Here is a 21669-nt window from a genome sequence, read left to right on the forward strand (position 1 = left end):
CGCTAGAATCGCGCCATTTACTCACCCCCAATGTGTCATTTGGAGCCCTAAAGTGCCCTGTACGTCAGCCCCCCACTAACCGCCGACGACTGCATTAAGCAGCCTCGATTCGGCGCAGTCTGCGCCAGCGTTGGCTGCGGTACTGGTTCCCTTCTCTTTCTCGCCATCACGCGGAACAGAGAATGAATCTCCCGCTTCCTCCCCCGCGACTCTGACCTCTGGAATGCCAGTGGCCAGCCTATTGACTCGCGCTCGAACACGTTCGTCGGCCCTCTTTTTTACCGTAGATGGGCCTGGCTGCGCCAATAACGCAGCAGGCGAAAAACATGTATTTACATTCAATACCGTTATTAAAGTATCCGCGTACACCTCATTTGGAAGGCTCACGCTTACAGCCCGGCGATGATGCATCTGACCAAATTGCACTGAAAGCGCTGGCAGGCCGTTACGTCGTGATCGAAGAAAAAATCGACGGCGCGAACAGCGGTGTGTCCTTCAATGAAACGGCAGAGCTTTTGCTCCAATCACGCGGCCACTATCTGGCTGGCGGTTCGCGGGAACGACAGTTCAACCAGTTCAAACTTTGGGCTACTGCGCACGAAATGCGTTTTCTTGAACTGTTGGAAGACCGTTTTGTGATGTACGGCGAATGGGCCTACAGCAAGCATTCCGTGTTTTATGACCGTTTACCGCACTACTTTCACGAATTTGATCTTTACGATCGTCGTGACGGCATTTTTTTATCGACGGCGCGCCGACATGCCATGCTGGCTGGCTCGCCCGTGTTGTCCGTTCCGGTGCTGTATGCCGGAGAGATGCCAACGAATCCGGCGTTGCTGTGGAAGTTGGTATACCGTTCGCTGGCGAAGAGCCAGAACTGGAAAACCGCGTTTGAATCCACCGTTCAGCGTGAAAGTTTGCCGCTCGCGCTATGCTGGCAACAAACTGACAAATCGGATCGTTCGGAAGGACTTTATCTAAAGGTTGAAGATGATGAACAGGTGCTAGCGCGTTACAAACTGGTACGCCATGACTTCATTCAGACCATTTTGGACAGCGGCTCGCATCATTCTCGACGCCCTATTTTGCCGAACCAACTGGCAGAAGGCGTTGACCTGTATGCGCCTTGTCCACCGGTATCTTGGGAAATGCTGGGGCTGAATACGCTGCGTTCGTTGGACGCACTCGCCACCGCAATGCCCGATAAATAAGGAGTATGACTATCATGGATTGGAATACCATTAAGGGGCTGGTCCCCGTCTCTGGCGTACAGCCAGATTTTGTGAATTGTCTGGATGCGTTCCCTGTACTTAAGCGGGCCAAAGAAACGCCGCAAGAGCCACGCTATCACGGTGAAGGCGATGTCTGGACGCACACCATGATGGTGATCGAGTCGCTATTACAGCTTCCCGATTACCAGACAGCCACGCGAGAACAACAGGAAATCTTGTTTTTTGCCGCGCTGCTGCATGACGTTGCGAAATACCGAACAACGGTCATTGATCCAGTGACGGGCCAGATTGGTCAACCGGGACATTCGCGCAAAGGTGCCATCGACGCTCGGGTGCTGCTGTGGGATGCAGATGTCCCGTTTGCGATTCGAGAAGCGATTTGCCGGTTAATTGCGGTGCATCAGGTGCCGTTTTACTGCCTTGAAGATGAACGCCGTCGGGTGTCGCCGATCTTTACGATTCGCGAACTCTCTTGGCAGTTGAGCATTCCGCTGCTGGCCACGCTGGCGGAAGCTGATATACGTGGGCGAATCTGTCAGGATCAAACGCGCGTACTCGACAGCATTGAGTTGTTCCGCGAACTGGCGCGGGAAGAAGGCTGTTACGGCCAGCCGAGAGCGTTTGTCGATGCTCACACGCGCCTGAGTTATTTTCGCGGTGCCGATGTCCATCCAGACTATCCGCTGTTTCAGGAACCAGGCTCGAAAGTCACTGTTATGTGCGGTTTGCCTGCTTCAGGAAAAGACACCTGGGTACGGACGCATCGGCATGATTTACCGGTGGTCTCTTTTGACGATGCGCGCACAGAGTTGGGGCTGAAACACGGAGAAAATGAAGGAAAAGCGGTGCATTGGGCGACCGATAAAGCACGTTCACTGCTGCGAACCCATGAACCATTCGTGTGGAACGCCACGCATCTGAGTCAGCAAATGCGCACCCGCACGTTGGATTTGTGCTATGCCTACGGCGCAGAAGTGGAGATCGTTTATCTGGAGCGTCCGCGTCAAGAACTACTTCGCCGCAACGGTAAACGAGACACGACGCTGAGCAATAAAACGCTGCAAGGAATGCTGACAAAATGGGAGCTTCCCTCACCAACGGAAGCGCATGTTGTTCGCTATGAAAGCTAACGCAGCTGTAGCGAAGTCCAGCGTGGAAGCGCGGTAAACGGGATCTCGTATTCCGTGCTACCGTGTTTTTCTGCACCAAAATACTGTTTTTCATAGATCAGATTATCGTCCTCGAAGCGTACGGGGACGATAAATCCACCCGCAGCCTGAGAAACCTGGCATTGCCTCTCTTCGAGCACATCAATACACAGCAAAGCCGTTTGCGGGCCGTCGCGTTCCGCCGTAGAGAGCCACTCTTGTGCCACAAGGTAACGAGAATCCGGCGACCACAGCATCTCGTTGCCGAAAACGCGCTCTTCTAATGCGTTGCCGTCGATCGATAGCGAAAAATAAGGCGGGCCAAATCGAATTTCACCAGCGAAAATCAGCATCGCGCTATGTTGTCGATCGAATGATGGCAGTTTGTGCAGCATACAAAGGGTTCCCGAATCAGTCTGATGTTATCTCAATCAGATTACCATCAGGGTCGCTGACGATCGCTTCATAAAAACCGTCCCCCGTCATGCGAGGTGGGGCAACCAAAATGCCGCGTTCAGCCGCTTTGCTAGCTAACGCTTCCACATCCGCTTTACTGCCAACCGAAATCGCCACATGCGCCCAACCGCAACCTTCTTTGTTGGTTAAGGCGTCCGCCAGCACCGGCAGCGTCATCAGCTCAATGGATGCCCCTTCACTCAGTTGAACGAAATGCGATTCAAACCCGGGGCGATTCTGGCTCACATATTTTTCCCCCACCTGAGCAGAGAAGAACTCTTGCCAAAATGCAGCCTGTTCGGCCAGATCGGCTGTCCATAATGCAACGTGTGCCACTTTCATCATGATTCCTTCTTAACCGTTGTTTTTCACATCACCATGGTCTGTTATACAAACCAAAGACGATTACCGCGATCCGTTGAGAATCGCTAAAACCTGCGGGTGCAAGTCTGGATTACCGGTCGCGACCACGGTGCCACCCGCTTCTGCTCGCTGCCCGTTGAGATCGGTAATGATGCCGCCCGCCTGCTCAATAATCGGAATCAGCGCGACAATGTCGTAGGGCTGCAATGCAAATTCCACGCAGATATCAATCTGGCCTGCCGCCAGCATCGCCAGCGCGTAGCACTCACCGCCGTAGCGCGTCATCAGTGTGCTTTCGGTGAGCTCTGCGAAGCGAACGGTCGGATGCATGCTCAGCGCTTCCGGCGCAGTGGTGTGAAGAATCGCCTGTTCGAGTGACACGCCTTTACGCGTACTTAAGCGTGTTTCTCCCTGCCGATCGCTACGCCAGGCCTGTGAGCCATCGGCCCAGAAACACTCTCCGGTAAACGGCTGGCTCATCATTCCCATCACCGCACGTTCATGATGCAACAAACCGATGAGTGTTCCCCACACGGGTAACCCGCATAAGAAAGGCCGGGTTCCATCGACCGGATCCAAAACCCAGCGCACTGGCCCTTCACCGCTCAAGCCAAATTCCTCTCCCATAATCGCGTGCTCGGGATAATGGCGCGTTATGTGTTCACGTATCACACGCTCGGCTTCCCGATCGGCTTCCGTCACTGGATCAAAGCGAAAACCTTCTTTTGGCTTCGTTTCAATTTGGCTGGCTTTGAGAGAACGAAAACGCGGCAACGTTTCTTGACTGGCTAACGTGGCAAGTTCATGAAAAAAAGCAATATCGGGAAGCGACTGACTCATCGTGTTTTACCTTCCTATCGCGTTTGCGCGATCGTATCACTGAGAATTAGGCTGATAGATAGCAATGCTCACTTTAGCTCGATCGCACATCAATGAGCATAACCAATACGCTCGATTATGAGTGAAAAAACAAACACCGACAACCTCACTTTCCTCTACGGATAAAAAAATAGCCCCCAGACGCTACCGTCAGGGGGCTATAACAAGAATAGCTAAACTGAATTATTCCATTCAGCTCAGGTCAGCGCCGTTGCTGGCGATCACCTTTTTATACCAGTAGAACGATTTCTTTTTCTTTCTGGCTAATGTCCCTTCGCCTAGGTCGTCGCGATCGACATAGATGAAGCCATAGCGTTTACTCATCTCGCCGGTAGACGCGGCAACCAGATCGATACAGCCCCACGAGGTGTAGCCGATAACCGGAATACCGTCGCCGATGGCGTCTGCCATCGCGCTGATGTGCTCACGCAGATAGCTGATGCGGTAGTCATCATCAATGTCGCCCTGCGCGTTAATCTCGTCCTTCGCCCCTAATCCATTCTCCACCAAAAACAGCGGTTTCTGATAACGGTCATACATCATGTTCATCGTGATGCGCAGGCCCAGCGGATCAATCCCCCAGCCCCATTCACTCGCCTTGATGTGCGGGTTCTTCAGCGATTTAACGATGTTCGCGGCGCTACTGTTGTGCTCGTTCATATCTGCCGACGCGCAGCGGGAGGCGTAATAACTGAAGGAAACAAAATCCACCGTGTTCTTGAGAATTTCGTCATCGCCCGGCTCAGAAGCAATCGTGATGCCCTTCTCTTTAAACAATCGTCCGGTATACGCCGGATAGGTGCCACGCGCCTGCACATCGATAAAGAACAGGTTTTCACGATCTTTATTCAGCGCCGCCCAGACATCTTCCGGTTTACACGACCACGGATAGAAATTACCGCCAGCCAGCATGCAGCCAACCTGATTTCCTGGGTTAACCTCATGCGCAATCTTCGTCGCCAGCGCGCTCGCCACCAGTTCATGGTGTGCCGCCTGATATTTTACCTGTTCCTGATTTTCCCCTTCGGCAAATACCAGCCCTGCACCGGAAAACGGGCTGTGCAGTAAAATATTGATTTCGTTGAACGTCAGCCAGTATTTCACCAACCCGTCAAACGCTTCAAAACAGGTTCGAGCGTAACGCGTGAAGTACTCCACCATTTTCCGGTTACGCCATGAACCGTATTCCGTGACCAAATGCATCGGCACATCGAAATGGCACAGCGTCACCAACGGTTCCATGTTGTACTTCTTGCACTCGGCAAACATATCGCGATAAAAGGCGATGCCATCCGCGTTGGGCGTCAGCTCATCCCCGTTTGGATAGAGACGGCTCCAAGCGATGGAGGTACGGAACACCGTGAACCCCATTTCCGCCATTAGCGCGATATCTTCCTTATAGCGATGGTAGAAATCGATCGCCTGATGGCTGGGATAAAACTCATCCTCACGCAGCGCAAAACGCGGTTCTTGTCCTAGCTTCACCGGCAGGCGATTCACGCCGTGGGGAATCATGTCCACCGTCGTCAGCCCTTTACCGCCTTCAAGGTACGCGCCTTCTGCCTGATTGGCCGCAATCGCGCCCCCCCATAAGAACCCAGTGGGAAATGTTGATGCAGACATACGCTATTTCTCCTTCGTATTAGTGCTTCATTTAATTCGTGTTCGCTGCGCGCTGCGGCGCGGAAATCTCATCGCCCTCTACGCGTTTTTCTTCCGGTTTTTCTTCTACTGGGATGTCTTCAAAGCCCAGCAGCAAGGTCACGAAGAAGGAAATCACGACGGACAGAATCATGACGCCGAATACCCAGGCAATGCTCATCGGATTGGTAGGATCGAAGAACTGTACGCTGGTGAATAGCCCCGGCGACGCCATTGAATGGCTTGCTAATCCACCGATACCCGCGACGGCACCACAGATAAATCCGGTGATTAAACAAGCGATCAGCGGACGTTTCAGACGTAAAGCCACACCATAAAGCGCAGGTTCAGAGATCCCAGCAACAATCGCTGATGCCGCTGCTGCCAGCGCCGTCTGGCGCAGTTCCGGGTTTTTGGTACGCCAAGCGACGGCCAGTGATGAGCCACCCAGCGACAGGTTCGCGCCAATTTCAGACGGCATGACCATGCCTTCTTTGCCGGTTTCAGCGATGGTTTGAATAATGGTCGGCGTAAACACACGGTGCATACCGGTCATGACCAGAAGTGGCCAGATAGCGCCCATGATGGCAACGGACAGCCAGCCCAGATAGTCATGCACGGTGTACACTACCGCAGAAATACCGCTACCAATCCAAATCCCAATCGGCCCGATAAGCATGATGGCAATCGGGGACGCAATCAGCACGATTAACATCGGCTTGAGGAAGTTTTTGGTCACTGCTGGCGTAATGCGGTCTACCCATTTTTCAATGTAAGACAGAATCCAGGTCATACACAGCGCCGGAATTACGGTATAGGTATACTTCACCGCCGTGACCGACAACCCCATAAACACCACCTGCTGACCCTGTGCTGCTTTTGCCATCAGATCGATAAACGTCGGATGCACCAGTACCCCAGCGATAGCAATCGCCAGCGACATATTGGTTTTGAATTTTACCGCCGCAGACGCCGCCACCATGATCGGCAGGAAGAAGAACGCGCCGTCGCCAATCACGTTCAGAATAGTGATCGTCGATGCGCCCTTCTCAAACAGCCCGGTCATATCCAGAATCATGGCGAGCAATTTCACCATCGACCCACCGATAATTGCCGGGATAAGCGGTGACATCGTGCCAATCAGCGCATCCAGAATGCCTGCACCGATGCGTCGCAGCGTAATTTTATTGTTCACTGGCACCGCTTTTTCAGCAGCCGCACCTTCCGGTAATAGCTTCACCACCTCGGCGTAAGCCTGAGAAACAGTATTACCGATGATGACCTGACACTGGTTATCGTTTTTCACCACACCTAGCACGCCGCCGATCGCCTTCAATTCGGCGACATTCGCCGCATCATTATCTTTAAGCACAAAACGCAGGCGGGTCATACAGTGCGTCACGGCAGTGATGTTATCAGCACCACCGATGGCATCGACTATCGAACGGGATACAGCCGCATAATTCTTTGACATGGATAGACAATCTCTCGTAATCGCGCACGTTACACCTGTTTCAACAAACCGCTTAACGCGAGTTTATTGTTTAGTGAACATGCATTTATTATTAAATTTCATACAGTTATGAAAGAATTCATGCCGGTATCCCTGCTCCATGCAACGTGATGAAACGCCGATGGGTAACCGGTTCCACATAATAGTGTTTATATATGAGTGCGATTTCAATAGATGGATTGTTAATATTTTACTTATGTGACCACGATCGCCATGAAAAGCACAATTCTTCTCCCGAGACCATTGGCTCTGCATTTATCACCCTGCTGCTGCCAGCCTAAAGTGTGTAAAATGATGGAAGTACTCAACGTCTCAGGATGTCCCATGTCAACAATGCAGGAAGTGGCGAAGAAAGCAGGCGTATCAAAAGCGACGGTGTCGCGCGTGCTTTCAGGTAAAGGCTATACCAGTGAAGAAACCAAAACGCTGGTCTATCAGGCCATTGAAGAGACGGGATATCAGCCAAATTTACTGGCGCGTAATCTGGCGACCAGCAAGTCAGCCTGCATTGGTTTGGTGGTGACGAATACGCTCTATCACGGCAGCTATTTTAATGAATTACTGTCACAGGCCGCCAAGAAGCTCGAAGACAATGGGCGTCAGTTAATTCTGGTCGACGGTAAACACAGTGCCGCTGAAGAACGCGATGCGATTCAATTCCTGCTCGGTTTACGCTGCGATGCGATTATCATCTACCCCCGTTTTCTTAACGTGGATGAGATGGATGACATCATCGAGAAGCACAAGCAGCCAATCATGGTGGTCAACCGTAAACTGCGTAAACACCAAAGCCACTGCATCTGCTGCGATCACAAAGGTTCCAGCTACAACGCCACGCAGCATCTGATCGCACGCGGTCATAAAGACATCGCGTTTATCACCGGTTCACTGGATTCACCGACCGCTATCGAACGCCTTTCTGGCTACAAAGACGCCCTGAAAGCAGCTAACATCGCAGTACGGGATGAACTGATCGTGAGAGGGAAATGGACGCCGCGCTGTGGATCACTCGCCATTACCACCCTGCGCGATAGCCAGGTATCGTTCAGCGCCGTGCTTGCCAGTAATGACGATATGGCGATTGGCGCAATAAAAGCGCTGGATGAAGCTGGCGTTGCCGTACCGAACGACGTCTCTGTGGTCGGGTTCGACGATATTCCCACCGCGCCGTTTTTGAAGCCGTCGCTCTCCAGCGTAAAAGATCCGGTGAGCGATATGATTAACGAGGTGATTAACCGCCTGATCGCGATGCTGGACGGCGGGTATTTTTCGAAAGAGAACCTGTTTTTGTCTGAACTGCGGGTCAGAGATTCCATTCAGGACGGGCCGTACGGGTAATCATTCCGCGCTGATCTCAATGCGGGGTCGTTTCAGACCCCGTTTTAACGCCTTATGTCAGCACCAAGAGTGAGTCCTGTTCTTCATCAACAGATTCAGAATTGCCACTGTACGCCCACGCTGTAGCGCGTTTGATCGCCATCCTGATGACCAAAACGACTGCCGATTTCGGAATATAGATTCAGATTCTCTGCCGCAAGCCACTGCACACCGACCGTCGCCTTGCCGAAATTCTTATCCTGCTCTCCCACCGCAACGCGGCGGTTTGCACCATCGACATGATCTTTCACAGTAAAGCTGGAATCGAGCCCATCGGCCAGTTCACGCACCCACGCCACTGTTGCGTAAGGTTGTAGCGACATCGTATTGCTGAATTCCACCTTGCCACGCACTCGCCAGCCCAGACTGGCCTCCAGCGAATCGACATCCTGCTTTTCATACCGCACGCCAGTCCGCAAATTGCCCTTGTCATCAAACGCATTGATGCGATAACGCGCGTAATCCAGACCAACAACCGGGCCAGTGCGCAGGCCGCTTATTGGGAAGTCATAACCGCCGCTAACGCGGGCACCGATAAACTGCGCTTCGGTGTTACCATCCAGCGCGTTGTCCAACAAAACCGGACCGCCTGCAGATTGCAGATAAACCGAGCGGCGTGATTCAATCGCTGCGCGACCTGCCGTCACTTCGCTGCCCAGCCAGGCGGGTCCGCCCTGATTCAGCAAACCATAGACACCCGCTTGCCAGGTATCGCTTTCAATGTGTCCATTGCGCTCCAGCTTATCCTTACTACGCAGCAGACTCAGGCTTCCGCCAATCGTGACAATGTCACTTAATTGATAATCCACCAGTGCATAAGCCATCGCCTGCCGAGAGCGCTGCTGCGGTGCGCGGTCAAAGCCATTTGACGGAATAACATCGCCCTCAACCCCGATCGCCGTATCCAGCGTGCCCACGCTCCGAGTGGTATTTTGCAACAGCAGCCAGCGCTGGTTATGCAAATCACTCAATGACTGACGCTGACGCTTCAGACTCTCTTCCATCGCCTGCTGCATCGCGGCGGCGGAATATGCCGAATGCAGTAAATCGGTATTGGAGATTTCCAGCAACAGTCGCGTCACCAGACGTGAAACGTCACGCAGGTGCTGGTCGATACGCTCCTGCCCGAACACGCTGGTCAGAAAGGCTTCGTTATCAACGGTGGGATCATGCCATGTCGCGCCACCCGGCACCGCGGGGTTTGTGGTTTGCTCATAGCCATCTTGATCGCCAATATCCCAGTTGGTGGCCTCCATATAGAGCACGGGAATATCAAACGCCGCATTGAAGCTATCGCCGTCGCTGCAACAGCCGGTTCCAGCGGGATAACTCGCATTCAACCCCGGATTAGTGAACAGATCGATGCCCAATTCATTCGCAATACGCAGCGTCTGTTCACGCAGGCTTGCCAGAGCAGGGTTAGCCACGCTGTTATCGCCGGCGTGAGCGTAGAGTTTGTCACCGGTGATCATGCTATCCATGTTAATCATGGCCTTAAGATCGCCCGCGTTTCCTTGCGCAATCAGATCGTTAACCATCGCACGCGAACCGCGTAGCCCCTCTTCTTCTGCACCGAAGGCAGCAAAGACCAGCGTTTTTTCCGTCTGGATACCGCTAAAATTACGCGCCACTTCCGTCAGAATGGCGGCACCCGATGCGTTGTCATCCAGCCCTTGTAGCGTTGGCCGCCCGAAGAAGGTATCAAAGTGCGCCCCGGTAATGATGTATTCGCTGCTCAACCCGACATTAGAGGCCAGCACGTTCTGTGACGAACGTGTCGTGCCACCTGCCGTCCAGGAAAAATCCTGCCTGACTGTGCTATAGCCGGGTGCCATACGCTGCGTCATCCAGTCCGCCGCACCAACAAAATTTGCCGTATCGCGATAGCGCCCCGGATAATCATTAATGAGCGTATCCACGGTCTCTCGCGCATAGTCACCATAATCATAAGCCCAGGCCGGTACACATAAACACGCCATCCCTACCGCAACAGCTACTTGCTTCAACATACACCCCACTCCCTTTTCTCGTTATATACACGTAATACTTCAAGCTGCATGTGCGTTGGCTGCGTTCAAATCTGCTCCAGGCAAATTTGTCACCCGAATCACTTACCTGAGATGATCAAGAACAGCACCAGAGGAACCTTATTTAGGTCATGTGTTTGTTAAAGAAAGAAAAATAGCAGCAATATTCATTCCAAGACTATGGAATAGAAGAAAATATGATGAAATGTGTCAAAAAGCAGCAAATAGAAAGGAAGTTATCAGAATTGTGTAATGCTGATTAATCATAGGGTTAATCATGAATTAGCCTGACTTCATCAGGAGACGGGTAAATGACGAGCAGGGAAGAAAAAAGGTGATGGTGGCTCGACAGGTTTGATGAAGGTGCAATGAGGATGTGATGAAGATACTTTTATGAGGATACAACACGATCAAAAAGGGCAAAACACGCACCGAAAACGATCGTTTACAGCGCGCGATTGCCCATTTCTGTAGGAAATTTAAACATAAACGTTAAGCTGGTTAGTTGCCGTTGGGCGATTCACCCCATCTGCTATGGGTGCTTTAAAGACCGAGCCGCTATTTTCATACGCTGTCCGCGTTCGAGTAGAAGCGTCCTGATTAGGGTAACCAGACAGCTGCGACGAACGGGAAATACCTTGGACATAATCCAGTTTGTCAGGCGTGGCGTAATATGACACTGGAGAAACTAAGTTGAGACCAATCATTTTTCTTCCCCCTTATTCATCTCATCTGCCAGTAAAACTTACCTTGCTTATTACTGAGTATAGAACAGTCAAACAGGGGGAATATGTAAGGTTTTGTCTGAAAAAACGCCGCTAACGAGCCCTTATAAGGGGAAAGATAAGGCCAACAATCATTTTTATTTACTATCAAACACTTATTTGTTTTTCTCCCACGTACGCAGGCGTCCGGCCGCATTTTTATAAGGCGCGGCGGTATTGAACTGAATCATTCGACCACGCGTCCACTTGCCGTACCAGCCTTCGCCATAGAGCTGTTCATCGGTATAGCGTTCAACCAATGCGATGAGTGCTAATTTATTCGCGGCAAGCAGCGCGATCAGTTCCGCCCAATCGGTAATAGGGGCATAATCCTGATAGAATTTTTGTGCCAGCAGGCCAAGCTGATTCCATTTATAACCGGCCTCAGGGAAATCAATGGTTTTACCCTGCTCTTCGTCCTCATGCCATTTCAACACCACATTGCCCCAGCCCAGCAAATACGCCACCAGATTTGCCGGGCTCATCTGCGTCCCCTGCGCATGTCCTGCCATTTCTGGCGAGAACGCTCGCTCTGCAGGCACTGCGTCAATTTTCTTCATTAATAGCGTGAACTGACTGTTGATCGCCTTAATCAAGGCCTCCTTGCTCTCCGGCACCGCCATCGCATAACCTCACTTTTCTACCAGACAGCATCAGGTTACTGTCCACATGGCGGCCCGGCGGTGTCATTGCTCACATTTCTAATCATTACTCACGCTGCTAGCCGTTGTTCAGCGTTGCGCCAACAGCCGGATAGACGCCTCACGCTCACGGGGTGATGTCACGGGCGTATGGATAATGAACTCATCTACGCCAAAGCGCTGATGATAGTTCTCCAGACGCTGATGAATATCTTCCGGCGTACCGTAAAGCACATGGCGTGGCTCCTGCTCAATACGGAAATCCGTCACGCCTGCCTGTCGAACGAAATTTTCTGCCTGTTCCTGACTTCCAACCGTTAGCGGCGGCTTGTTTTCAATATAAACCTTATAGTTATGCTGCGTGCTGGCCAGCGCTTCCGCATCCTCATGACGTTCGGCGGCAATCACCGACAGCGATAGCAACGTATGTGCACTGGCTGGCTTCAATTCCCGATAGCTCAAGAGTGATTCTGCCAGCAGCGTTTCGCTGGCGTTAATGAACCCAGCGAACACGAAATTCCAGCCAAGCGATGCCGCTAATCTCGCACTATCCTGACTGGCCCCTAGCAGAAAGCGCTGTGGCGCATGTTCCGGCAGCGGTGTCGCATTCAGACGATCGACCGTATCGTCATTGCTACCGAGAAAACGATTGAGCTGATGTAATTTCTCCGTGAAGGCGACCCGCTGCGCTTCACCGATTTCCTGCTGTAACGCCCGTGTCGCAAGTGGCAACCCGCCCGGCGCTTTACCGATACCCAAATCTACACGTCCGCCTGCCAACGCGCTGATGACATGGAAATTCTCCGCGACTTTATACGGGCTGTAATGCTGTAACATCACGCCGCCGGAGCCAATGCGCAGCGTTGTCGTATGCGCCAACAGCCAGGTGATCAAGACCTCGGGAGACGACCCCGCCAGCTCATCGGAATTATGATGTTCGGAAACCCAAAAGCGGTAATAGCCAAGCGCTTCCGCCACTTTCGCCAACGACACGGTTTGTGCCAACGCCTGCGCCGCGCTCATTCCTTCGGCGATAGGGCTTTGATCTAATAAACTGAGCTTATATCCCACGATGTTTCCTTATTTTCAGCGGCTATCCGTTAGCACTATTCATAGTAATAAATAGTCATAACCAAAAAACAGAAATAGCAAAAAAACCGAATAAGAAGAATGTTGCATAACGGTGTTAAAAATAAATATCAATAATGAGTTTTGTTAGCAGAAATATTCATAATACATGAATACAAAAAACGCCATCATAAAAAGACATGAAATATAACCAGACGGTATTTATCCATTTAGTTGCTATCGGCTACCTTTATCATGTTTACATTTTGTTAAGGAGGTGTATTGATATGGCTGAATCTATCCCCTGTTGTGATACGTCATTTGATCAACAGTTAATTAACTGGCGACGGCACTTGCATCAGTACCCAGAATTGTCCAATCAGGAACACCAAACCACCGCGCACATTACCCGCTGGCTACAAGAAAAAGACATCCGCCTGCTGCCCCTTGCGTTAACCACCGGCGTCGTTGCCGAAATTGGTCACGGCAGCGGTCCGACGATTGCGCTACGCGCTGATATTGATGCGCTGCCGATTGAAGAACTGGTCGATGTCGGCTTTCGCTCTCAAAATGCAGGCGTCATGCATGCCTGCGGACATGACTTCCACACCGCAGTGATGCTCGGCGCTGCCTGTTTGCTGAAAAAACGTGAACATGCCTTACCGGGTAAAATCAGGCTGTTTTTCCAACCGGCAGAAGAGGTATCTACCGGAGCTAAACAGATCATTCGTGCGGGGGCACTCGCCGATGTGGCCGCCATTTTCGGCCTGCACAATGCGCCCGAACTCCCCGCAGGCACCTTCGCCACACGCAGCGGGCAGTTCTATGCCAACGTGGATCGCTTCGCCATTCACATTACAGGCAAAGGCGCGCACGCCGCCAAGCCGGAACAGGGTATCGACAGCATCGTCACCGCCTGTAATATCGTCAATGCACTGCAAACGTTGCCCAGCCGCAGCTTCAGTTCGCTGGAGTCGCTGGTCATCAGCGTCACGCGAATTCAGGGCGGCAACACCTGGAACGTACTACCGCAAACGGTAGAATTGGAAGGAACGGTTCGTACTTACAATGCCGCGATTCGTGCAGAAATACCGGAGCGTATTGAACAACTGATCGGCGGAATTGCCCTTGCTTTGGGCGCAAAAGCGGAACTCAAATGGTATCCCGGCCCGCCAGCGGTCGTGAATACCAGCGAATGGGCCGATTTCAGCAAACAAATTGCCCGAGACGCAGGTTATCAGGTAGAAAATGCCGAACTGCAAATGAGCGGCGAGGACTTTGCCCTTTACCTTCAGGAAGTGCCGGGCACGTTCGTCAGCATTGGCTCAAACAGCGAATTTGGCCTGCATCACCCTCAGTTCAACCCAGATGAAAGCGCGATTGCGCCTGCATCACGCTACTTTGCACAGCTAGCGGAAGCCGCACTGCATCGCTTGCGCACCACGAAAGTTACACCACCACAGGCAGTCCTGTCCTCATCGTGATCGTTGACTTATAAAAATCCCTCCGTCCGGTCAATCCGGCGGAGGGGACTCCCTCAATAATTCGCGTTAGAAAGAGAGCAAAAACCCTATTTTCAGAACGAAAACGGGGGTAATGGAATAGAAGAGTAAAGCGTCCGCGCCAAGGATGGCGCGGCTCGAGCTTACAAGGACGTACTTGCAGCGTCTTTACGATCTATCCATTACCACCGCTCGACGCACTTTGTCTGCAACATCAACTCATATAGATGGCTTAACATATAGTCGATGAATTTCATTACCCGCGAACAGCGTGATAACCACGGGAAAAATACACCAGACCATCGGTACTTTCGCCCTGCTTAATCGCTAACACTCTGCAAATAAAGATATCGTGCGTCGCCGCGCTCACCACTTCCTCAACCCGGCAGTCAAATGCAACCAGCGCATCTTGCAACACCGGTGAACCCGTGTGTAACACGCCCCACTTCGCCGCAGCAAACCGTTCTTCCGTAGACGACCGACTCCCAAACAGCGACGACAGCGCTTCATGATGTGCCGCCAACGTATTAACGCATAAATGTTCATTCACCTGAAACGTGGGATACACCGATGAACCACGATTCAGACACACCAGCAGCGTGCCGGGCGTGTCGCTAACGCTTGATACAGCCGACGCGGTAAACCCAGCCTTACCTGCCGGACCATCGGTGGTAACGATATTAACCGCCGCGCTCAACTTTGCCATTGCATCGCGAAACGCCTGCCGGTCAACGGCGCTAACCGCCGCAGAGGGAACGGCGTCATTCACGGTTACGCGTCGTTCAGCTGTCAAATCAGACATTACATTCTTCCTTTAGATACGGCGAGAGACATGGCTATTAACATCATACTAACAAAATAAGCCGCGCCATCATCTGAAATTTTTGAATTTCATTATCCATTTTTGTTGTTTTACATCACACCTCGCCTCATCAATAGTGAAAACACGCTATTAACGTCCCATTAACCTTTCATTGAATGCGTGAATGCCTATTAATGGCTTATTTATTGACAGCCGATTTTATTGATGGACTGTGTTCACTTTCATGGAAGTTAGCTCAATTAATAACAAGCACATTCAATTAATAACAAGGTTTATAATAATGAGTAAAAAACAAACATCCTCAAATCGACAATTAAGACTAGGTTTAATATTACAAGGTGCGGCGGGAAATATGTCCGCGTGGCGACATAAAAACGTCGTACCGGATGCCAGCATTAATTTTGGTTTTGTGCTAGATGCGGTGAAGAAAGCCGAACTGGGCAAGTTTGATTTTGTCTTCGTGGCAGATGGTCTGTATATCAATGAAAAATCTATCCCACATTTTCTCAACCGTTTTGAGCCGTTGACGCTACTGTCCGCACTGGCTACCGTCACCAGCCATATTGGCCTGGTCGGCACACTCTCGACGTCGTATTCCGAACCCTTTACCACCGCCCGACAGTTCGCCAGCCTCGACCATCTCAGCAACGGTCGCGCGGGCTGGAACGTGGTGACATCGCCATTAGAAGGATCGGCGAAAAATTTTTCCCGTGAGCAGCACCCAGAACACGCGCTGCGCTACCGTATTGCCGATGAATTCCTTCAGGTAACAAAAGGCCTGTGGGATTCCTGGGAAGACGACGCCTTTATTCGTGACAAATCAAGCGGGCAGTTCTTCGACCCTGAGAAGCTGCACACGCCGAATCATCAAGGGGAATTCTTCTCGGTACAGGGCCCGCTGAATATTGGCCGCTCTGCGCAGGGTCGCCCAATTGTGTTTCAGGCTGGCGCGTCTGAGGACGGGCAAAAGCTTGCCGCCAAACACGCCGATGCCATCTTCACCCATCAACACACGCTGGAAGACTCGCAGCGTTATTACCGCGAGGTGAAGCAGAAGCTGGAAGAAAACGGTCGCCACGCCGATCAGCTGCACGTCTTCCAAGGCGTCAGCGTGATTGTCGGCAACGATGCAGAAGACGTCGAGCGCCAGTATCAGGAAACTGCACAGCTGGTCACGATTAAGGACGCGCTAAATTATCTGGGCCGCTACTTTGAGCACTATGACTTCTCACAGCATCCGCTGGATGAGCCCTTCCCCGATATCGGCGAACTGGGGAAAAACAGCTTCCGCAGCACCACCGATGAAATCAAACGCAACGCGCAGGAAAAAGGCTTAACGCTGCGACAAGTCGCGCTGGAAGCGGCGTCACCCCGCCCGGTATTCAGCGGCACGCCCGAGCAGGTGGCGGATGGCTTACAGCTCTGGTTTGAGAATGGTGCGGCAGACGGCTTCATTATTCAGGGCGGCACGCCAGATACGCTCAACCACTTTGTCGATCGCGTCGTCCCACTGCTGCAACAGCGCGGATTATTCCGTCAGGAATATCCCGGCTACACGCTGCGGGAAAATCTGGCGCTGGACTATCCGGTGAATCAATTCACGCGCTAATTCGCGCAACAGGAGATTCACCGTGAAGCATCCCAATTTTATCACTGTAACCGGTCTGGCTACGCTACTGAGCGCCACGCTGGCAGCAAACGTGCAGGCACAAGACGCGGGATTCGTCAGCCGTATCGATCTCAAGGCCAATCAGGTTCCCATTCGTACTGATAAAAACGCCGAGGCTATCGCGCAAATCCCGGCTAATTTCAAATTCGTTACGCCGGGTAAACTGACGATTGCCGTTTCGGCGCTCAGTTCACCACCGCTGTCTCTGCTGGCTGACGACAACAAAACAATTGTCGGCAGCGATGCCGACATCGCACGGCTAGTGGCGGACAGTCTCGGGCTGGATCTGAAACTGGTGCCTGCCTCTTGGGAAGATTGGCCGCTGGGCATTACGGCGGGGAAATACGATGCCGCTATTTTTAATATCGCCGTAACGAAGCTGCGCAAAGAGAAGTTCGATTTCGCCACCTACCGCATTGATACGCTGGGTTTCTACGTGAAATCGACCAGCAAAATTACCGCAATCAACAAACCGGAAGACGTGGCGGGCCTGAAAGTGATTGTCGGCTCCGGCACCAATCAGGAAAACATTCTGCTGGGCTGGGATCGGCAAAACCACGCTAACGGCCTCGCCCCCGAACAGCCTGTCTACGTTACCGACGATGCCGCCGCCAATTTGAGCATCCAGTCCGGGCGTGTCGATGCGTTTTTCGGTCCGCACTCCATCGGCGCTTATAAAGCGGCGTTAACAGGCAAAACGCGCATGGTAGGCAAAGGCCCGACTGTCGCTTATGTCGCGGTCACCACGCAAAAAGGTAACGGTTTGGCGCAGCCAATCAGCACCGCCATCAATGGCGCGATCCACAACGGTAGCTATGCGCAGGTGCTGGATCGCTGGGGTGAAGACGATGAAAAGATCACACAGTCCGTGGTGAATCCGCCGGGTATCGGCGATTAATAAAAGTGACACGTTCTTTAAAGTGACACGTTCTTTAAAGTGACATGTTCTTAAAAGTGACGGCGTCACCATAACAACCTGCAAGGGAAAGACAAATGCAAAAACAGATCGCCTACATCATCGCACATTCGGCCGCGACACCTCGCGTGCTTCCCTCGCTTCTGACAAGGCTACTGACGGGATCGCTGCTGCTCGGCACGCTGTCCGTAACGACTATCGCGCAGGCGGCTATCGACCTGAAAACCAATCAGCAACCGATCCATGCGCCGAAGAATGTGGACGCTATCGCACAGATTCCGGCTGATTTTAAATTTGTCACGCCGGGTAAATTCACCGTCGCGATTGCCACATTGGGATCGTCACCCCCGCTGGCCTTTCTGGCTGACGACAACAAAACTGTAGTGGGCAGCGAACCGGATATTGCCCGACTGGTAGCAGACAGCCTTGGTCTGGAACTAAACATCGTTCCCACCTCATGGGAAGACTGGCCACTCGGCGTAGCCTCCGGCAAATATGATGCCGCCATTATCAATATTACCGTCACCAAAGAACGTAAAGAAAAGTTCGATTTCGCCACTTATCGCATCGACTCACTCGGCTTCTATGTGAAATCCACCAGTAAAATTCAGTCCATCAAGGAAGCGAAAGACATTGCTGGATTGAAAATTATCGTCGGCTCCGGCACCAATCAGGAAGCCGTGCTGCTGGCGTGGGATAAACAGAATCGCGCTAACGGCCTACCCGCCTTTCAGCCCATTTATGTCACGGACGATGCTGCGGCCAACCTGAGCCTGCAATCCGGTCGTTCTGATGCCTATTTCGGTCCAAACGTGATCGGCGCCTACAAGGCAGAGCTAACTGGAAAGGTTAAGCATGTCGGCACGGTAAACGGCGGTTACCCCAACGTTGCACATATCGCGGTCACCACGCGCAAAAGCAGCGGATTGGTACAGCCGATTAATACGGCGTTGAACGGTGTGATTAAAAGCGGTGAATACGACAAAGTGCTGAGCCGCTGGGGAGAAAGCATTGGGCGTATCGAGCGTTCAGAAATCAATCCGCCGGGACTGGGCGATTAATCCCGCTTTATGGCTATCGCGACGCTATAAGCGAAACGCAATAGTTACCGATAGCCCGCGTATCCCCTAATGAATCAGGAGCATGCAATGTCCGACGATATCTTCATTGTTACCCAGCCCGAGGATCCTATCGTGGCCCCTATTATCGACGGCCTGTTCGCGGAATATGAGCAGCGTTATGGTGATTTTTTCGGTGAGCGGGAAAGCGACCCACCGGGAATCTACCAGCAGCCGCACGGCATTTTTATTGCGCTGCTGCGTCAAGGTATCCCCATCGCCACGGGGGCGTTTAAACGCTACGACAGCACTACCGCCGAGATTAAACGGGTATGGACGGATAATTCACTGCGCCGTCAGGGGCTCGCGGGGAAAGTGATGCATGAGCTGGAGCAACACGCTCGACGATCAGGCTATCTGCATTTTTTCCTGACCACCGGTTTCCGTCAACCTGAAGCGGTGCGCTTATACCTGAGCCACGGTTATACCCCTCAGTTCGATACCACCATCGATCCGGTGACCTATAGCCTCCCACCTTACGACGGGCGTTTACCGTTTAAGAAAGCGCTGTTCGAAACGGCGACACCACGGGTTACGCGGCAAACGGAAGTCGATCTTATCACCCGCCATTTGAAAGTGTGTTGACCCTTACGCACCAGTAACAACCCTATGCGCTAACCACAAAACGACATTTTTCAGCATCACATTCAAATGGTATCGATCATGACGCAATCTCTCCAAACATCGTCTCAGCAGCCACCGCTGAGTCAGGCGCAGGAACCACCGTTGAACATTGTTCCGGCGCGTTATCCTTTTCGTTTTGCCGGTGCACTGTTTTCGCTGTTTATTTTTGCTGGGATTATTCAGTCAATCGCGCTGAACCCGCGCTGGGAATGGTCAGTCTTTGCCGAGTGGTTTTTTAATCCGGTCATCCTAGCCGGGCTGGGGCAGACGCTGTTGTTGACCGCGCTGGGTACATTACTCAGCATTTTTCTCGGCACCGCGCTGGCGCTGGCACGGCTTTCACCGTCTTATCTGCTCTCCACCCTGTCGTGGCTGTATATCTGGCTGTTTCGATCGCTGCCGCTGATTCTGGTGCTGATTATTCTCTACAACTTCTCGTATCTCTATGACGAACTGGCGCTGGGGATTCCGTTCACTTCTATCATCTTCCTGCGCTATCCGACGATTGATCTACTGGATCAATTTTCCGTCGCCGTACTTGGCCTGACGCTGGTGCAATCCGCGTATACAGCGGAGATTATTCGCGGCGGTATTCTTGGCGTGGACGCGGGTCAGTTTGAAGCCTCCGCTGCGCTCGGCCTGCCCGGCGGTCGCCGCACGGTACGCATCATTCTGCCGCAGGCGCTGCGTTCGATTCTCCCTACCGGTTTTAACGAGATAATTAGCCTCGCTAAAGGTACCTCGATCGTCTACGTGCTGGCGCTGCCAGAGCTGTTTTACACCGTTCAGGTCATCTACAACCGTACGCAGCAGGTTATTCCGCTGCTGATGGTCGCCACCATCTGGTATCTGTTGATTACCACAGTGCTATCCATCGTCCAATACTACGTGGAACGCTATGTGTCCCGCGGGGCGGTGCGTGAAATGCCGCTAACGCCGCGCCAGAGACTCGTCCGTATCCTGACGCGCAAGCGCGCACGTTAACCCCGATTCTGGAGATTCACCATGTCTGAAGCTATCGATTATTTTGCTCATGCCCGAACGACCACGCAGCCACAGGCAGAAAACGCTCGCGGGCTGATCGAAATCCGCAATGTGGCGAAACATTTTGGTCAGCATAAAGCGCTGGATGATATCAATCTGACGCTGGCACCCGGCTCCGTCACGGTGATCCTGGGTCCATCCGGCTCAGGGAAATCCACGCTGTTGCGCACGATTAATCATCTTGAACGCGTAGATGAAGGGTTTATCCGCATCGACGGCGACTACATCGGCTATCGGCGCAAAGGGAATACGCTCTATGAATTGAAAGAAAAGGACGTGTTACGCCAACGCATCAACGTCGGCTATGTGTTCCAGAATTTCAATCTGTTCCCCCACCTTTCCGTATTGGAAAACATCATTGAAGCGCCGCTGGCACATAAGCTGCATTCCCGTCAGGAAGCGGAAGATCTCGCCTTTACATTGCTGGAAAGCGTCGGGCTACGCCATAAAGCGCAATCTTATCCCCGCCACCTGTCAGGTGGCCAACAGCAGCGCGTCGCGATTGCCCGCGCGCTGGCACTCAAACCGAAAGTGATGCTGTTTGATGAACCGACGTCCGCGCTCGATCCCGAGCTGGTCGGCGAGGTGCTGGATGTGATCAAATCGCTCGCCCGCTCCGGAGTGACGCTGGTTGTCGTCACACATGAAATCGGCTTCGCCCGCGAAGTCGCCGACCGCGTCGTGTTTATGGTGGAGGGGAAAATTGTCGAAAGCGGCGAATCCTGGCAAGTGCTAAACCATCCCCGCCATCCGCGGACGATCAACTTTTTGAATAAGGTACTGTGAGACTCCTACCTGACTCTCATCACACCATTCTCAATGGTAAAGGCTAAAAGCTCAGCGAGCCAGATGACTCCCTTCTGG

20 protein-coding genes are annotated in these 21669 nt (G+C 52.3%); 10 read left to right on the top strand and 10 right to left on the bottom strand.

The annotated features are described in order from the left end of the window. The first annotated feature begins 326 nt into the window (after window positions 1-326). Both DCX48_02980 and DCX48_02985 read left to right on the top strand, forming a co-directional pair. Window positions 327-1211, top strand: a complete 885-nt coding sequence (locus DCX48_02980) for a DNA ligase (GenBank protein ID QXE13558.1) — start codon at window positions 327-329, stop codon at window positions 1209-1211. Window positions 1212-1216: 5 nt separating this feature from the next. Further along, window positions 1217-2362 carry an HD domain-containing protein gene (locus DCX48_02985; protein ID QXE13559.1) on the top strand — a complete coding sequence of 382 codons (1146 nt, stop codon included), beginning with the start codon at window positions 1217-1219 and terminating at the stop codon, window positions 2360-2362. Here the strand turns inward: DCX48_02985 and DCX48_02990 are convergent. The 5 genes from DCX48_02990 to ascF all read right to left on the bottom strand — a co-directional run bounded on the left by DCX48_02990 (window position 2359) and on the right by ascF (window position 7193). Then, the gene (locus tag DCX48_02990; GenBank protein QXE13560.1) at window positions 2359-2775 is read right to left on the bottom strand and encodes a hypothetical protein; all 417 of its coding nucleotides are present in this window, start codon (window positions 2773-2775) and stop codon (window positions 2359-2361) included. The genes DCX48_02985 and DCX48_02990 overlap by 4 nt on opposite strands. Before the next feature lie 16 nt (window positions 2776-2791). Further along, window positions 2792-3178 (bottom strand): glyoxalase/bleomycin resistance/extradiol dioxygenase family protein, encoded by a 387-nt coding sequence (locus DCX48_02995; GenBank protein ID QXE17131.1) that lies wholly within the window; start codon window positions 3176-3178, stop codon window positions 2792-2794. A 63-nt stretch (window positions 3179-3241) separates the two neighbouring features. Then, window positions 3242-4039: a histidinol-phosphatase gene (gene hisN / locus DCX48_03000; protein ID QXE13561.1), complete on the bottom strand. Its 798-nt coding sequence runs from the start codon at window positions 4037-4039 to the stop codon at window positions 3242-3244. A gap of 231 nt (window positions 4040-4270) precedes the next feature. After that, the gene (locus DCX48_03005) at window positions 4271-5701 is read right to left on the bottom strand and encodes a 6-phospho-beta-glucosidase (GenBank protein ID QXE13562.1); all 1431 of its coding nucleotides are present in this window, start codon (window positions 5699-5701) and stop codon (window positions 4271-4273) included. 31 nt (window positions 5702-5732) lie between these two features. Continuing rightward, on the bottom strand, window positions 5733-7193 hold the full coding sequence (gene ascF / locus DCX48_03010; GenBank protein QXE13563.1) for a PTS cellobiose/arbutin/salicin transporter subunit IIBC: 1461 nt from the start codon (window positions 7191-7193) through the stop codon (window positions 5733-5735). A gap of 363 nt (window positions 7194-7556) precedes the next feature. On the opposite strand from ascF, the gene DCX48_03015 reads away from it, so the two are divergent. Then, entirely contained in the window at window positions 7557-8570 is a 1014-nt protein-coding gene (locus DCX48_03015) for a LacI family DNA-binding transcriptional regulator (GenBank protein ID QXE13564.1), read from the top strand. 95 nt (window positions 8571-8665) lie between these two features. On the opposite strand, the gene DCX48_03020 is transcribed toward DCX48_03015, so the two are convergent. The 4 genes from DCX48_03020 to DCX48_03035 all read right to left on the bottom strand — a co-directional run bounded on the left by DCX48_03020 (window position 8666) and on the right by DCX48_03035 (window position 13112). Then, complete coding sequence (locus DCX48_03020) at window positions 8666-10618, bottom strand: autotransporter domain-containing protein (protein ID QXE13565.1); 1953 nt, start codon at window positions 10616-10618, stop codon at window positions 8666-8668. A gap of 497 nt (window positions 10619-11115) precedes the next feature. Then, entirely contained in the window at window positions 11116-11343 is a 228-nt protein-coding gene (locus tag DCX48_03025) for a hypothetical protein (GenBank protein ID QXE13566.1), read from the bottom strand. A 173-nt stretch (window positions 11344-11516) separates the two neighbouring features. Further along, window positions 11517-12023, bottom strand: coding sequence for a ClbS/DfsB family four-helix bundle protein (locus tag DCX48_03030; protein ID QXE13567.1), 507 nt, complete (start codon window positions 12021-12023; stop codon window positions 11517-11519). 108 nt (window positions 12024-12131) lie between these two features. Next, a complete protein-coding gene (locus DCX48_03035) occupies window positions 12132-13112 on the bottom strand; it encodes an LLM class flavin-dependent oxidoreductase (GenBank protein ID QXE13568.1) in 981 nt (326 codons plus the stop codon). 284 nt (window positions 13113-13396) lie between these two features. On the opposite strand from DCX48_03035, the gene DCX48_03040 reads away from it, so the two are divergent. Beyond that, a complete protein-coding gene (locus tag DCX48_03040; GenBank protein QXE13569.1) occupies window positions 13397-14593 on the top strand; it encodes an amidohydrolase in 1197 nt (398 codons plus the stop codon). Window positions 14594-14867: 274 nt separating this feature from the next. On the opposite strand, the gene DCX48_03045 is transcribed toward DCX48_03040, so the two are convergent. Then, window positions 14868-15413, bottom strand: coding sequence for an FMN reductase (locus DCX48_03045; protein QXE13570.1), 546 nt, complete (start codon window positions 15411-15413; stop codon window positions 14868-14870). Between the two features lie 301 nt (window positions 15414-15714). Here DCX48_03045 and DCX48_03050 point away from each other — a divergent pair, with 301 nt between their 5' ends. The 6 genes from DCX48_03050 to DCX48_03075 all read left to right on the top strand — a co-directional run bounded on the left by DCX48_03050 (window position 15715) and on the right by DCX48_03075 (window position 21591). After that, entirely contained in the window at window positions 15715-17043 is a 1329-nt protein-coding gene (locus DCX48_03050; protein QXE13571.1) for an LLM class flavin-dependent oxidoreductase, read from the top strand. A 22-nt stretch (window positions 17044-17065) separates the two neighbouring features. Continuing rightward, window positions 17066-18001: a transporter substrate-binding domain-containing protein gene (locus DCX48_03055; protein QXE13572.1), complete on the top strand. Its 936-nt coding sequence runs from the start codon at window positions 17066-17068 to the stop codon at window positions 17999-18001. Window positions 18002-18096: 95 nt separating this feature from the next. Further along, window positions 18097-19080: an ABC transporter substrate-binding protein gene (locus DCX48_03060; GenBank protein ID QXE13573.1), complete on the top strand. Its 984-nt coding sequence runs from the start codon at window positions 18097-18099 to the stop codon at window positions 19078-19080. Window positions 19081-19167: 87 nt separating this feature from the next. Next, window positions 19168-19722, top strand: coding sequence for a GNAT family N-acetyltransferase (locus tag DCX48_03065; protein ID QXE13574.1), 555 nt, complete (start codon window positions 19168-19170; stop codon window positions 19720-19722). A gap of 78 nt (window positions 19723-19800) precedes the next feature. Next, on the top strand, window positions 19801-20745 hold the full coding sequence (locus DCX48_03070; protein QXE13575.1) for an amino acid ABC transporter permease: 945 nt from the start codon (window positions 19801-19803) through the stop codon (window positions 20743-20745). A 21-nt stretch (window positions 20746-20766) separates the two neighbouring features. Next, on the top strand, window positions 20767-21591 hold the full coding sequence (locus DCX48_03075; protein ID QXE13576.1) for an amino acid ABC transporter ATP-binding protein: 825 nt from the start codon (window positions 20767-20769) through the stop codon (window positions 21589-21591). The last annotated feature ends 78 nt before the right edge of the window (window positions 21592-21669 follow it).

It is taken from the genome of Pectobacterium atrosepticum, from assembly GCA_019056595.1.
Taxonomy (GTDB): domain Bacteria; phylum Pseudomonadota; class Gammaproteobacteria; order Enterobacterales; family Enterobacteriaceae; genus Pectobacterium; species Pectobacterium atrosepticum.

Bases quoted from the DNA above. Each gene is read 5' to 3' on its own strand.
- DCX48_02980 (QXE13558.1), top strand. From the start codon at position 327: ATGTATTTACATTCAATACCGTTATTAAAGTATCCGCGTACACCTCAT.
- DCX48_02985 (QXE13559.1), top strand. From the start codon at position 1,217: ATGACTATCATGGATTGGAATACCATTAAGGGGCTGGTCCCCGTCTCT.
- DCX48_02990 (QXE13560.1), bottom strand. From the start codon at position 2,775: ATGCTGCACAAACTGCCATCATTCGATCGACAACATAGCGCGATGCTG.
- DCX48_02995 (QXE17131.1), bottom strand. From the start codon at position 3,178: ATGAAAGTGGCACACGTTGCATTATGGACAGCCGATCTGGCCGAACAG.
- hisN (QXE13561.1), bottom strand. From the start codon at position 4,039: ATGAGTCAGTCGCTTCCCGATATTGCTTTTTTTCATGAACTTGCCACG.
- DCX48_03005 (QXE13562.1), bottom strand. From the start codon at position 5,701: ATGTCTGCATCAACATTTCCCACTGGGTTCTTATGGGGGGGCGCGATT.
- ascF (QXE13563.1), bottom strand. From the start codon at position 7,193: ATGTCAAAGAATTATGCGGCTGTATCCCGTTCGATAGTCGATGCCATC.
- DCX48_03015 (QXE13564.1), top strand. From the start codon at position 7,557: ATGTCAACAATGCAGGAAGTGGCGAAGAAAGCAGGCGTATCAAAAGCG.
- DCX48_03020 (QXE13565.1), bottom strand. From the start codon at position 10,618: ATGTTGAAGCAAGTAGCTGTTGCGGTAGGGATGGCGTGTTTATGTGTA.
- DCX48_03025 (QXE13566.1), bottom strand. From the start codon at position 11,343: ATGATTGGTCTCAACTTAGTTTCTCCAGTGTCATATTACGCCACGCCT.
- DCX48_03030 (QXE13567.1), bottom strand. From the start codon at position 12,023: ATGGCGGTGCCGGAGAGCAAGGAGGCCTTGATTAAGGCGATCAACAGT.
- DCX48_03040 (QXE13569.1), top strand. From the start codon at position 13,397: ATGGCTGAATCTATCCCCTGTTGTGATACGTCATTTGATCAACAGTTA.
- DCX48_03045 (QXE13570.1), bottom strand. From the start codon at position 15,413: ATGTCTGATTTGACAGCTGAACGACGCGTAACCGTGAATGACGCCGTT.
- DCX48_03050 (QXE13571.1), top strand. From the start codon at position 15,715: ATGAGTAAAAAACAAACATCCTCAAATCGACAATTAAGACTAGGTTTA.
- DCX48_03060 (QXE13573.1), top strand. From the start codon at position 18,097: ATGCAAAAACAGATCGCCTACATCATCGCACATTCGGCCGCGACACCT.
- DCX48_03065 (QXE13574.1), top strand. From the start codon at position 19,168: ATGTCCGACGATATCTTCATTGTTACCCAGCCCGAGGATCCTATCGTG.
- DCX48_03070 (QXE13575.1), top strand. From the start codon at position 19,801: ATGACGCAATCTCTCCAAACATCGTCTCAGCAGCCACCGCTGAGTCAG.
- DCX48_03075 (QXE13576.1), top strand. From the start codon at position 20,767: ATGTCTGAAGCTATCGATTATTTTGCTCATGCCCGAACGACCACGCAG.